Here is a 12,172-nt window from a genome sequence, read left to right on the forward strand (position 1 = left end):
TCAGAATTTGGTCGGATTTTAATAAATAAAGGATAAAAATATAAATTTACATATGTATATTATTGTTAAAGGCTAAGTTTTCCACAATTATATTGTTTAATAAAATTATACCTATTTACCGATAAACAGGCTTCTTAACACTTAAAGTAACGTTATGAATACCATTGATATAAACAATGTAAATGACTCAAATTAAGATAGTTAAATAAATGAATTTATATTATATTCAATTAACAATTTTATCCACAGACAAAATGGCAGTTGTGTATGTTTAGACTTGTTACAAGTGTAAACTGTGTTTTTCTGACTAAAATTTATTAAATTTGACTCTTGTAAATTATTAAGAATGAATTTTGAACAGCTCTATTCTCCGAATCCTAATTTCTCAAACCGCTATATTTCCCCGGAAAAATTATTTTCTTACCTACAGACTAATCTCAGCGATTATGTTCAGGAGATTGGAAGATCATATTTAGATAAGCCTATTTATCAGTTGAGTATAGGAACAGGAGCCATCAATGTTCTTGCATGGTCACAAATGCATGGAAATGAATCCAACGCCAGCCATGCAATGCTTGACCTTCTTGAAACTTTGGATAAGGCTCCTGAAATGAAAGAGGATCTTTTCAGTAAGATCAGGCTGGACTTTATTTTTATGCTCAATCCTGACGGATCAGAAAGATGGACAAGGCTGAATGCTGCCGATATTGACCTGAACAGAGACTTTCATAATGAATCCAGTACAGAAATTAAATTTCTTAAAAAAGCTGTCGCCTTAAAAAAATATGATTATGCACTAAATCTGCATGAACAAAGAACTATTTTTACTACAGACGGGGTACATCCGGCAACGCTCTCATTTTTGGCACCTTCTGAAAATGAAGAGCGTGCTATAACTGATAACAGGAAAAAATGCATGGCTGTAATAGGCAGTATTTATGATCATTTAAAAGAATTAATCCCGAATCAGATTGGTAGATATTCTGATGAATTTTATCCTACTTCCACGGGCGATAACTTCATTAAGTCAGGAATGCCAACTATTTTATTTGAGGGCGGACATTTTATAGATGATTATACAAGAAAGGGAACGAGGAAATACTATACGATTGCTTTATATTATGCATTAAAAGCAATCAGTGAACTGAACTCGGATACGGAAGGATGGGAGAAATACCTTGAAATTCCCGAGAACCAGGAAACACATTACGATATTATTTACAGAAATGTAAAGCTGAATACAGATCATGAATGCATTCTCGATGTTGCAGTTCAGTACCGCGAAATTATGAAAGAAGGGCAGGATGAAATATCATTTGTACCATTTGTAATGGAAGTGGGAGATGTGAAAAAAAGAAAAGGCTGGCTGGAAATAGACTGTACAGGAAAGAAATTCGTAGCGGCTACCAAGTATCCGAAACTGGATGCACCTGCAGAATTTACAATAGAAGACTAAAAATATAGCAGCCTCCATTTGATAGATTAATTTAAGTCTAAAATTTAAATTAGCTCAAAAAGAAAACACTAATCCGCCAGATGTACTCAATCTGTGAAAGCATAAAACAAAACGTCCTCAAAAAGTATTACTTTTGAGGACGTTTTATTGTTATATAAAGAATTAGTTTACCACTTTAATACCATTGGCTACAAACCTGATCTCTTCTTTAGGAGCCGTGATGGCATCAATTTCAGCCTGAGGTTTCTTAGCATCTTCAGCATAATGCTTCTGTTCGTCCACTGAAGTTACTTTTCTTTCTGCAGTACCCTCCAATACGACATTTTTACCTTTTAAAGCTGTCGGAACAAAGAATGCATAATCTTTCATTTTTACGAAAAACTGAGAATTGTCTTCAGTCTGAATAGTAAGCCAGCATCCTTTTTTCTCGCATACATCAGTTACTTTTCCTTTAACAGCAACGCCTTCAACTTTTTTATTGTCTTTTTTAAGCTTTTTGTTCAGCTTATCTACAGTAATAGCTTTAGATTCTGAAGTTACTCCAGCTCCGTATGCATCCCCTACAATAGCATTTCCTGCCGGCGGTCCAGACTTTTTCTGTGAGGTCTCCTGCGCAAAAGCTAAAGTAGAAATACTTACAGCTGCTGCAAATAATATAGCCTTGAATTTCATTTTTAATATTTTTTCCAAAAGTACTAATTAAAATTGAATAACAATTCGATAAAAACTTGATAAAAAGCAGGTGATGCAGTAAATTTTAAACAAATACCAAAATCAATGTCAGATTTGTTTATATTTGACACCTATACTTGACTATGCAGAAAAAACTGAAACTTTGGGACGCCATTATGCTGGTAATGGGATCGATGATTGGAAGCGGAATTTTTATTGTAAGTGCCGATATGATGCGGAATCTGGGATCCGGTTTCTGGCTGGTCGCAGTATGGATCATTACCGGAGTGATGACTGTAGCAGCAGCAATCAGCTATGGAGAGCTTTCAGCGCTGTTTCCAAAAGCAGGAGGGCAATACACTTATCTCAAAGAGATTTTTGGAAAAAAGATGGGATTCCTGTACGGATGGGGTTTATTTACAGTAATTCAGACGGGAACTATTGCGGCAGTAGCAATGGCTTTCGGTAAATTCACAGCTTATCTGGTCCCTTCATTGAATGACGCTGCGCCCCTTTTCCAGAGTGGAGAATTCAAGATCACATGGATACAGATTCTGGCGATAGCTGTTATCCTTTTACTTACTTATATTAATACAAGAGGTGTACAGAGTGGAAAACTGCTCCAGAATGTATTTACAGGTTCAAAGATTATAGCTTTGCTAGGCTTGATCGCTGTAGGATTTATATTGGTAGATTTTTCTCATTTAGCTGAAAATTTCAGTCTGGGTTTTGATTCATTCAATAATCTTAAAAAAGACATAAGCGGTAATTTCCTTAAAGAAGGTTGGGAACCGATTGGTGGAATGACCCTGCTTGGAGGTATTGCAGCAGCCATGGTAGGATCTGTCTTCAGTTCAGTTGCCTGGGAAAGTGTAACATTTGTTTCCGGAGAAGTGGAAAATCCTAAGAGAAATATTGTGAAATCCATGATCTATGGAACTTCTGCAGTGATGATCCTTTATCTGGCAGTCAATTATGTATACCTGAATGCTTTGGACAGGGACAGCATTGCTTTCGCAGCCAATGACAGGGTAGCTGTGGCAGCATCACAGAATATTTTCGGAAGTGCAGGGACAATCATTATTGCAGTTCTTGTAATGATTTCTACTTTTGGATGCAACAATGGGCTGATTTTGGCCGGAGCCAGAGTATTTCAGACAATGGCAAAGGACGGAATGTTTTTTAAATCTGCAGAGAAAAACAATAAAAATGATGTTCCGGAGAATGCTTTATGGATGCAGGGAATCTGGGCTTCGGTGTTATGCCTTAGCGGACAGTACGGTAATCTTCTGGACATGATCTCTTTTGTGATCGTTTTGTTTTATATGATCACAGTTTTCGGGGTTATTTATTTAAGATTTAAAAAACCGGATCTTGAAAGACCTTATAAAACCTGGCTTTATCCCGTAACACCTATTATCTATCTTCTGATAGGAACAGGATTTTGCGTACTTCTCCTCATCTACAAACAGCAATATACGTGGCCCGGATTTTTAATGGTGCTCCTGGGACTTCCGGTGTATTATTTCATTAACAGGAAAGAACAGACGGATCAATAGAATAAAACTTAACCGTTTCTATACTATAGCAGGGCTCTCAAATTCGTTTGGAAGCCCTTTTTTCAATGAGATTTTTGATTTCTTTTCCTGTTTATTTCATGAAAATGTGTATTTTGGTAGTTCTTTTTAAGAAAACTAGACTATGTAAATAAGAAGCTGACTATGGACACACCAAATTACAGAATGCCTTTCGTGCCTTCAACATTAATGACTGAAGGAGGAAGCATTGATATCTGCGACATGGGCGAAAGCATTGCGCACAATATCATGCTGCTGATCACCACCAAAAAAGGCGAAAACAGATATGATGACAATTATGGAAACGACGTTTGGAATCTGGAATTCGATAATGGAGTTACCAGTGCCGTTTGGGAAAGCGTTTTCATTAAAAGCCTCAGAAGGCAGATTCAGGAATATGAACCCCGCATCGTAAATCCACAGATTGATGCTCACATTCAATTTGTAGAGCACAGCTACGATACCAAAGAACACACAGAGATCAAAAAGAAAGTAAGAATTGCCATCAATGCAAAAATGGAGGCAACGGGAGAGCGTTTCAGCTTTTCTACCGAATTATTTTTAAGCCCGATGTCTATTGACTAATTGTTTTTAAAAGCAAGAAAAATTTATGAACTTAGATCAAAATATATATTCCAAAGAATCTGTAAAGGCAAGAATGCTTCAGAACGCTACCAAAGTGTGGGGACTGAAAAGCCCGCAGTCTCTGGATCCTTTTGTAAAACTACTGATAGACGCATTCAGTACAGAAGTTTTTAAGGCTAATAACGAAATTCAGACAGTAAATGCAAGAATCCTTGAAAAGCTGGCAAAACTTCTGACACCATCCATTTATACCCATCCGATTCCGGCCCATGCGGTTGCTTTTACACTGCCTTACGAGTCTTCGGAAGTCCTGTTGGAACATACCGAATTCTTTTTCCGTAAACAGATGACATCAACGGTAAAATCAGAATCGGACAAGCAGCTTAATATTCCCTTTACACCGGTAGGAAATGTAAGAATCAACAAGATACAGACGGCAATAATGTTTGTAGGCAATACCTGTTATAGTGTAGATGACAGGCTGAATAAAATACCGGTAGCAAGATTCCAGGGAAAACCCGAAGACTACAGAAAGATTACAATAGGAGTAGATGTCAGCAGGTATGTCAGCGAAAATTTCCCTAAATATATCAGCGTATTCTGTTCCAATCCTGCTTTTGAGCATATAGATTTCGTCTACAAACTTCTTCCTTATATTACCGTCACCAGTAATGGGAACCCTTTATTTGTAAGAGAAGGGCTGAGTTATCTTACGAACAGCCAGCAGGACGGATATGAGCAGATGTTCAGGGAACAGTCGATCCGGAATAAAGCTATTGAAGATATTAAAAGTATTTACCGTCATAAATTCATTGAGATCACAGGACTTTCAAGCAGTCTTTTTTCGGAGCCGGGGGTACTGCCGCAAAACCTCGACTTTCTTAACGAAAAAGAAGAGATCAGAAAACAGATCGGAGACAAACGCTATTTATGGTTAACTTTTGAATTCCCTCCGCAGTTTTCTGCTGAGATCTTAGATAATTTTTCATTTGTAATGAATGCTTTCCCTATTTACAACAGAGGCTGGAAAAAGACAGAATACAGCCTGGATATCATGGGAAACAATATTCCTCTGGTTACAGACGAAGGCGAACATTTCCTGTATGTGGATGAAGTTCAGGATGGAGACGGAAGAAAATATACCGAGATTCCATTTACTCCTGCTGATGATCTTAAAAAAGGATTGTATACGGTAAGAAAAGGCGGAATGGAGCGTTTCACCAATAGAAATGCTGTGGATATGATCGCTAATGTCCTGGAGCTGACAAGGGACGAGATTGCTGCATTTTCACTGTTAAACAGGGATAATGTAAAAGGAGTACTCAGCGAAATGTCTGACAAAATGAAGACCATGGTTCAGAAAGTGAACAATGCAAAGAGAAATATAAGGCAGGAACTGAATTATGTCATCATGGAGCCTGTAGAAAAAACAGATCACACATATGCCTCATTCTGGGTTACACATTGCACGCTGGCCAATCATATGCGTCCGGGAACAGAACTTTCCAATCAGCTGAAATCACAGACCGTTGTGCTTCTCACAGAGACTATAGGCGGTTCAGAGGAACAGAAAGGAACAGATAGCATTCAGGCTTACAGATATGCCTTAACCACAAGAGACAAGATCATTTCCCTGGAAGATGTTAAAAACTACTGCAGAATGGTCCTGAAAGATGAGGTGAAAGAGGTAAGGGTAAGAAGAGGAACCATGATCAGCAATCGTCCAAAAGAGGGCTTTGTAAGAACTGTTGAAATAGAGATCATTCCGCAGAATTATTCCTTTTACGGAAGGGCTTATTGGGAAAATATGGCCAATATCCTTAGAAACCAAATCATTTCCAAAGCAATTGACGGGATCGAATATGTAGTGAAAATAAGCAATGAAGATATCGATCTTGACGAAGTATAAATTATAACTAAACCTAAACTATAAAAATATGAGAAAGATTATCGTCCTTGCCATGGCTCTGACCTTTACATCAGTCAGTATTATCAGCTGTAAAAAAGACGTCAGTAAACTTGGGAAATCTGTTCTGAATCTTGGCAGTGCAGATGAAGCTAATGCTATTATTGAGTTCAATAACAACTTTGTGGATTCTTACAAGAATACATCCAAGCATATAGAAAGTATTCTGAGATATGCAGATGGAGCCGTAGCGAAAGCAAAAGGGGAAAATGCTATGATAATGCCTGTAATCGGTTCTATGGATTATGCATTCAGCAAGATCAAAGAAATACCGTCAGGTTTTGGGAAAGACAAGGCAGCAATAGAAGCAGACTTTAATACCTATAAAGCTAAAAAGGAAACTATAGAGAAAAAGTTTGAAGAGCTTAAATCCTACATGAACTCTGAAGATTATAAAGACGACAAAGGTGCAAAAGCAGATGCCATCACAAAGGATATCGAAACCGAAGCCCAGGCTTTATTTACCTCGGGAGAAAATGTAGTGGCGAAGATCAAGCCCGCAACGGATGCCGCTGAAGAAGTAATTCTGAAAGATCATCCAATGAAAGAATATATCATTTCTTCCAAAAAAGTGATGAATTCTCTGGACTCTAATATTGATGTGCTGGATAAACAGTACTCAGGAAAATTCAGTGAAGCGGAAGCTCAGAAAAAGTATGATGAGCTTGCAAAAACAGTGGAGGCCAATTCAAAATTAGAATTCAATGTAAAAGATCCGCAGTATTCTTACAAAAGATCATTGTTTGAAAGCTTCAATAAAAGTGCATCCAGCTTTTTGGATACCTACAGAAAACTCATCCGTAATGCTAAAGGCGCAGGGAAAATTTCTGACAGCGATATCCAGCAGATTGATTCCTCCTATGAATCTGTACTGAACTCATACAATTCATTTGTGAAATAAGAACAAATATAAACCTATAACAAAAGACTGATGCAATGTATCAGTCTTTTTTATTTCAGTATAGTAATCTTAAAGATAAGGTCTCCATAGCATAAACAAAAGTTTACAAGCGTAGTTCATGAAGAAATTAAATATTTCAGAATGCTTAAAAATTTAACTAAAATTAAGCCTGAATAAAAATTTTCAGGTTCATACAATTCCATAAAATTCCGTAATTTTGCACATCGTGATTTTCAGGCAGGATCACTCCAAATTATGAGCAAATCAACAGAATATATAGAAGTTTACGGAGCACGTGAACACAATCTTAAAAATATTAATGTAAAGATCCCACGCAACGAGCTGGTAGTAATTACCGGACTTTCCGGCAGCGGGAAATCATCTTTGGCTTTTGACACCATCTTTGCCGAAGGACAGCGTCGTTATATAGAGACATTTTCGGCGTATGCACGTCAGTTTCTGGGCGGTCTGGAACGGCCGGATGTAGATAAGATAGAAGGGCTTTCTCCCGTAATTGCCATCGAGCAGAAAACCACCAATAAAAACCCCAGGTCTACCGTAGGAACCGTTACCGAGCTGTATGATTATCTGCGTCTGTTGTATGCAAGGGTTTCTGATGCCTACTCTCTGTCTACAGGGAAAAGATTGGTAAGCTATACAGAAGACCAGATTCTGGAAACAATCAAGGAAAATTATAAAGGCGAGAAAATAATGCTTCTAGCGCCTGTAGTACGTTCAAGAAAGGGGCATTACCACGAGCTTTTCGTACAGATGGCAAAAAAAGGCTACGGCCAGGCAAGAATCGACGGCGAGCTGCAGGATATAGAATATGATCTAAAGCTGGACCGCTACAAGACCCATGATATTGACATTGTGATCGACCGGTGGATCATCGGTGAAAATGCTTCCGAGACCAGAATGGAGAAATCCCTGCGTACCGCAATGGAAATGGGTGAGGGGATCATTGGAATCCAGAAACTGGGTGGTACAGATATTGAATACTTCTCGAAAAACCTGATGGATGCCGAAACCGGACATTCACTTGCTCTTCCGGAACCCAATACATTCTCTTTCAACTCACCGAAAGGAAGTTGTCCGGAATGTAAAGGTTTAGGAACGATCAAAAAGATCAATACAGATTACTTTATTGAAAACCCTAAGCTATCCATCAACCAGGGTGGGCTTTTGCCGCTGGAAGACATTAAATCCAACAAATGGATACTGTCACAGATCAAAAATATTCTGGAGATCTTCGGATTGGGCATGGCAACACCTATGAAGGATATTCCGGAAGAAGCCCTGGATTACATTTATAACGGGTGTCATAAAGAATTTAATAAAGATCTGAAATACGCAGGAATTACCAAAAAGATAAAAATAAGCTTCGATGGTTTGATTGCCTTTATGGAGGAAATCATTGACGAGAGAGAATCTTACGAGGCAGTACTTCTGGAAAGACACTTTACGACCGAGGAAACCTGTCCTGAATGCGGTGGAACCCGTCTTCAGCCTGCAAGTTTAAGCTTTAAAATAGACGGAAAGAATATTGCTGAGGTAAATGCTTTAAGCTTATCCGATTTAAAAGAATGGTTATCAGATGTTAAAGATAAATTCTCAGAAAAACATAAAATTATTGCCTACGAAATCCTAAAAGAAATAGAAACAAGGCTTCAGTTCCTTCTGGATGTAGGATTAGATTATCTGAGTTTAAGCAGAAGCTCTAAAACCCTTTCAGGCGGAGAATCCCAGAGGATACGTCTTGCCACTCAGATTGGGTCGCAGCTTGTGAATGTTCTGTACATTCTCGATGAACCAAGTATAGGACTTCATCAGAGGGATAATGAGCGGTTGATCAGTTCATTGAAAAACCTCAGAGATATCGGAAACTCTGTCATTGTTGTAGAACATGATAAAGATATGATCCTCGAAGCCGATGAGGTACTGGATATTGGCCCGAGAGCCGGAAAATTCGGAGGAGAGATACTATGGCAGGGAAAACCGAAAGACCTGTTAAAAGCAGATACCATCACAGCACAGTACATCAACGGAAAAAGAAAAATAGAAGTTCCTGCAGAAAGAAGAGCAGGAAATGGTAAAAATATACTGTTAAAAGGTGCTACAGGAAATAATCTGAAGAATGTCACCCTTGACATTCCATTAGGAAAATTGGTTGTGGTAACAGGAATTTCAGGAAGCGGAAAATCTTCCTTGATCAACGGGACTTTATATCCGATCCTTAATAAACATTTTTACAGAGCAGTTCAGGAACCTCTTCCCTACAAAAAGATAGAAGGCCTGGATAATATTGATAAAATTGTAGATGTAGACCAGACTCCTATCGGAAGAACGCCGCGTTCAAATCCTGCAACCTATACAGGGATGTTTACAGATATCAGAAATCTTTTTGCAGAGCTTCCCGAGAGTAAGATCCGCGGGTATAAGCCGGGAAGATTCTCGTTCAATGTAAAAGGAGGAAGATGTGAAACCTGTCAGGGAGGAGGTCTGAAAGTCATTGAAATGAACTTTCTTCCCGATGTATACGTACATTGCGAAACCTGTAACGGAAAACGTTTCAACAGGGAAACCCTGGAAGTGCGGTACAAAGGAAAATCTATTTCCGATGTTTTGGATATGACGATTGGTGAAGCAGTAGATTTCTTTCAGCCGATTCCTAAGATTTTTGCTAAGGTAAAGACCCTTCAGGATGTCGGATTGGGTTATATTACCTTGGGACAGCAATCTACAACGCTTTCAGGAGGAGAGGCACAACGTATCAAGCTTGCTACGGAGCTTTCGAAAAGGCAGACGGGAAATACACTATATATTTTAGATGAACCTACAACAGGGCTTCACTTTGAAGATGTAAAGATCCTGATGGAAGCTATCAACCAATTGGTAGAACTAGGAAACTCATTCATCATCATTGAACATAATATGGATGTAATCAAACTGGCAGACCATATTATCGATGTAGGACCCGAAGGTGGAAAACATGGGGGGCAGATCGTCGCTCAGGGAACTCCTGAAGAGATTGTGAAATCTAAGAAGAGCTTGACCGGGAAGTTCCTAAAAAGAGAATTAGAATAAATAATTAAAGATAGAATATAGAAAGCCACAATGTACGTTGTGGCTTTTACTTATTCAGCATTTCATTATAAGTACTTTCCAGCTGCAGCCAGTAATCTTCCTGCATCCAACCATATTTTTTATAGCTGGTATTGATCATTGTGTCATCAGAACTGTTTTTTGTTTCAAGATAATTGGTAATAGCTTCAACCAGCCACTTTTCATTAAAACCGGCCCATTCACCTGCAGGCTGCAACAGATTGGATTGAAGAACAGGAAAAACCTCGTACATATTAATAGTTTTCACTTCTTCAAAAGTATATGGACTTTCAATAATAGTTTTGGCAATATATCGGAAATTAAAATCCTGCAGTTCTGTATCCAGGTAAAAATCAGAAAGAGCGATCCAGACAGGTTTTCGCTCTTTACTATGGATGGACTTTGACATTATACAATTTTTGAATAATGAGAATCGGACTCTGTTATAGAGAAGATATGTACACTTCTATTTTTGCACTGTCATAGTTAAAGGTTCCGTCTTCATTCTTCTTGCCCAGAACCCATTTCATATCTGCAGGAACAGACCACGCAGTTCCTAACGAAAATCCGTTCACGGAACGAATCTCTGCACCATTTCCTGTAGTAACAGCGGAATGAAACCATTTTTTGTCCCGGACTCTGTAAAAACCGATAGCTTTTCCTTTTGGAATGATAGAATACCCATCCCATTTTTCTCCTCCCGGATAATTAAATTTATTAAGCCAGCTGAGTCCGCGTAGCCCGGCTAATTCACTCGGACTTATAGAGGCGCCCCGCATATAAAGAGCATAGGCTACCACATCATGACATATTCCGGTATTGTAATTGATGATATCATCCTGGCCGGAGAGCAGTCCGTTAGAAATCAATGATTTCTTTATAGGCTCCAATTGCCCTGCATGAGCTCCTTTTGGTGTTATAACTTCCATATTTTTATTTGTTTTGGTGTGATATTTTTTTGGTAACTGAAAGATACAGAATAAATTTGAAACACTATTTCCTCTATTATATACAGGTTTTCGAGAAGGAATAACTTGTTATGTTTGTCTACAAATAATGAAAATTTTAAACATTAAATTGTAATAAACCGTTGAGAAAATCGTTCTAATTTTATCAAACATAAATTAAAACAATATGAAAAATTTAAAGAAACTGACAAAAACAGATTTAAAATCAGTGTATGGAGGACAACCTAAGCAATACTGTGTATACTGCGAATGGATGAATAAAGTAGTATGCAGCGAGATTCCAATCTCTCAATGCCCTTAAAAAATTAAAGCTGCCTAAAAGCAGCTTTTTTTATGATGAAGTTTGAGTATATTATTTCGCGTTTTGGATAAAATCATTCAGAATTGCTTTAAGGTCCTTCGAATTTCCAATACTGTCAAAACTGATATTATCAATCTTCCATTCCTGGTCGGACTTTACCAGATGTACCTTGTCTGTCCATATAAATTTAGGCTGAGACATTGCGTGTTCAAGTCTAACAGTTGCATCTGCTGAGGTTCCTGTAGAATTTACCACAACAGATTGTATGGTATAGCTTGTATATCCTTCATATAAACTTGTAAAAATTGAACCTTCCAGAATGTGTGGTTTATCAGTAGGATGATCACTTTTTTTTATTTTTTCAACAGAAGCATTTGTTATATCAACTACTTCTTTTAATTTTTTTTCCAAATCTGTTGAAAATAAATTTTTCGGAATAGGGTGACCATAGATCCTATTATCATACTTCCCATACTTATCATATGTAGAATAGAGAGTTTTTAATTTTTGAGTGATCTGTGCATCTGCAGATAAAGCAGGCTTAGTCTCTTCTTTTTTAAAGGATACGAAGAGCAGGAAAATTCCTAAAAATAGAAAGGTTAAGAAAATTCCTAACCCTAGAAACAATTTTTTCATTCGAT

11 protein-coding genes are annotated in these 12,172 nt (G+C 37.9%); 7 read left to right on the top strand and 4 right to left on the bottom strand.

Annotated features, from left to right (window positions below; genetic code table 11):
- The first annotated feature begins 346 nt into the window (after nt 1–346).
- Nucleotides 347–1,456, top strand: a complete 1,110-nt coding sequence (locus tag J2T03_RS02350) for a M14 family zinc carboxypeptidase (RefSeq protein ID WP_307209204.1) — start codon at nt 347–349, stop codon at nt 1,454–1,456.
- 162 nt (nt 1,457–1,618) lie between these two features.
- On the opposite strand, the gene J2T03_RS02355 is transcribed toward J2T03_RS02350, so the two are convergent.
- A complete protein-coding gene (locus J2T03_RS02355; protein WP_306842871.1) occupies nt 1,619–2,128 on the bottom strand; it encodes a DUF4920 domain-containing protein in 510 nt (169 codons plus the stop codon).
- 143 nt (nt 2,129–2,271) lie between these two features.
- On the opposite strand from J2T03_RS02355, the gene J2T03_RS02360 reads away from it, so the two are divergent.
- From J2T03_RS02360 to uvrA, 5 genes are all read left to right on the top strand, one after another.
- Nucleotides 2,272–3,687 carry an APC family permease gene (locus tag J2T03_RS02360; protein ID WP_307209205.1) on the top strand — a complete coding sequence of 472 codons (1,416 nt, stop codon included), beginning with the start codon at nt 2,272–2,274 and terminating at the stop codon, nt 3,685–3,687.
- 162 nt (nt 3,688–3,849) lie between these two features.
- A complete protein-coding gene (locus J2T03_RS02365) occupies nt 3,850–4,290 on the top strand; it encodes a GPW/gp25 family protein (RefSeq protein WP_111958003.1) in 441 nt (146 codons plus the stop codon).
- Between the two features lie 25 nt (nt 4,291–4,315).
- Complete coding sequence (locus J2T03_RS02370) at nt 4,316–6,199, top strand: type VI secretion system baseplate subunit TssF (RefSeq protein ID WP_306842867.1); 1,884 nt, start codon at nt 4,316–4,318, stop codon at nt 6,197–6,199.
- A 28-nt stretch (nt 6,200–6,227) separates the two neighbouring features.
- Nucleotides 6,228–7,157, top strand: a complete 930-nt coding sequence (locus J2T03_RS02375; RefSeq protein ID WP_306842865.1) for a DUF3829 domain-containing protein — start codon at nt 6,228–6,230, stop codon at nt 7,155–7,157.
- A 255-nt stretch (nt 7,158–7,412) separates the two neighbouring features.
- Nucleotides 7,413–10,244, top strand: a complete 2,832-nt coding sequence (gene uvrA / locus J2T03_RS02380; RefSeq protein WP_307209207.1) for an excinuclease ABC subunit UvrA — start codon at nt 7,413–7,415, stop codon at nt 10,242–10,244.
- A gap of 46 nt (nt 10,245–10,290) precedes the next feature.
- On the opposite strand, the gene J2T03_RS02385 is transcribed toward uvrA, so the two are convergent.
- A complete protein-coding gene (locus J2T03_RS02385; protein WP_307209208.1) occupies nt 10,291–10,671 on the bottom strand; it encodes a DUF7079 family protein in 381 nt (126 codons plus the stop codon).
- Between the two features lie 34 nt (nt 10,672–10,705).
- Nucleotides 10,706–11,191 (bottom strand): hypothetical protein, encoded by a 486-nt coding sequence (locus J2T03_RS02390; protein WP_307209211.1) that lies wholly within the window; start codon nt 11,189–11,191, stop codon nt 10,706–10,708.
- 205 nt (nt 11,192–11,396) lie between these two features.
- Between J2T03_RS02390 and J2T03_RS02395 the strand changes: the two genes are divergently transcribed.
- A complete protein-coding gene (locus tag J2T03_RS02395; RefSeq protein WP_306842858.1) occupies nt 11,397–11,531 on the top strand; it encodes a bacteriocin-like protein in 135 nt (44 codons plus the stop codon).
- Nucleotides 11,532–11,582: 51 nt separating this feature from the next.
- On the opposite strand, the gene J2T03_RS02400 is transcribed toward J2T03_RS02395, so the two are convergent.
- Complete coding sequence (locus J2T03_RS02400; protein WP_306842856.1) at nt 11,583–12,167, bottom strand: hypothetical protein; 585 nt, start codon at nt 12,165–12,167, stop codon at nt 11,583–11,585.
- Nucleotides 12,168–12,172 lie beyond the last annotated feature (5 nt).

The sequence above is a fragment of the Chryseobacterium lathyri genome, assembly GCF_030812195.1.
GTDB lineage: Bacteria > Bacteroidota > Bacteroidia > Flavobacteriales > Weeksellaceae > Chryseobacterium > Chryseobacterium lathyri_A.

Coding starts and splice junctions, on each gene's coding strand:
- J2T03_RS02350 (WP_307209204.1), top strand. CDS start 347: ATGAATTTTGAACAGCTCTATTCTCCGAATCCTAATTTCTCAAACCGC.
- J2T03_RS02355 (WP_306842871.1), bottom strand. CDS start 2,128: ATGAAATTCAAGGCTATATTATTTGCAGCAGCTGTAAGTATTTCTACT.
- J2T03_RS02360 (WP_307209205.1), top strand. CDS start 2,272: ATGCAGAAAAAACTGAAACTTTGGGACGCCATTATGCTGGTAATGGGA.
- J2T03_RS02365 (WP_111958003.1), top strand. CDS start 3,850: ATGGACACACCAAATTACAGAATGCCTTTCGTGCCTTCAACATTAATG.
- J2T03_RS02370 (WP_306842867.1), top strand. CDS start 4,316: ATGAACTTAGATCAAAATATATATTCCAAAGAATCTGTAAAGGCAAGA.
- J2T03_RS02375 (WP_306842865.1), top strand. CDS start 6,228: ATGAGAAAGATTATCGTCCTTGCCATGGCTCTGACCTTTACATCAGTC.
- uvrA (WP_307209207.1), top strand. CDS start 7,413: ATGAGCAAATCAACAGAATATATAGAAGTTTACGGAGCACGTGAACAC.
- J2T03_RS02385 (WP_307209208.1), bottom strand. CDS start 10,671: ATGTCAAAGTCCATCCATAGTAAAGAGCGAAAACCTGTCTGGATCGCT.
- J2T03_RS02390 (WP_307209211.1), bottom strand. CDS start 11,191: ATGGAAGTTATAACACCAAAAGGAGCTCATGCAGGGCAATTGGAGCCT.
- J2T03_RS02395 (WP_306842858.1), top strand. CDS start 11,397: ATGAAAAATTTAAAGAAACTGACAAAAACAGATTTAAAATCAGTGTAT.
- J2T03_RS02400 (WP_306842856.1), bottom strand. CDS start 12,167: ATGAAAAAATTGTTTCTAGGGTTAGGAATTTTCTTAACCTTTCTATTT.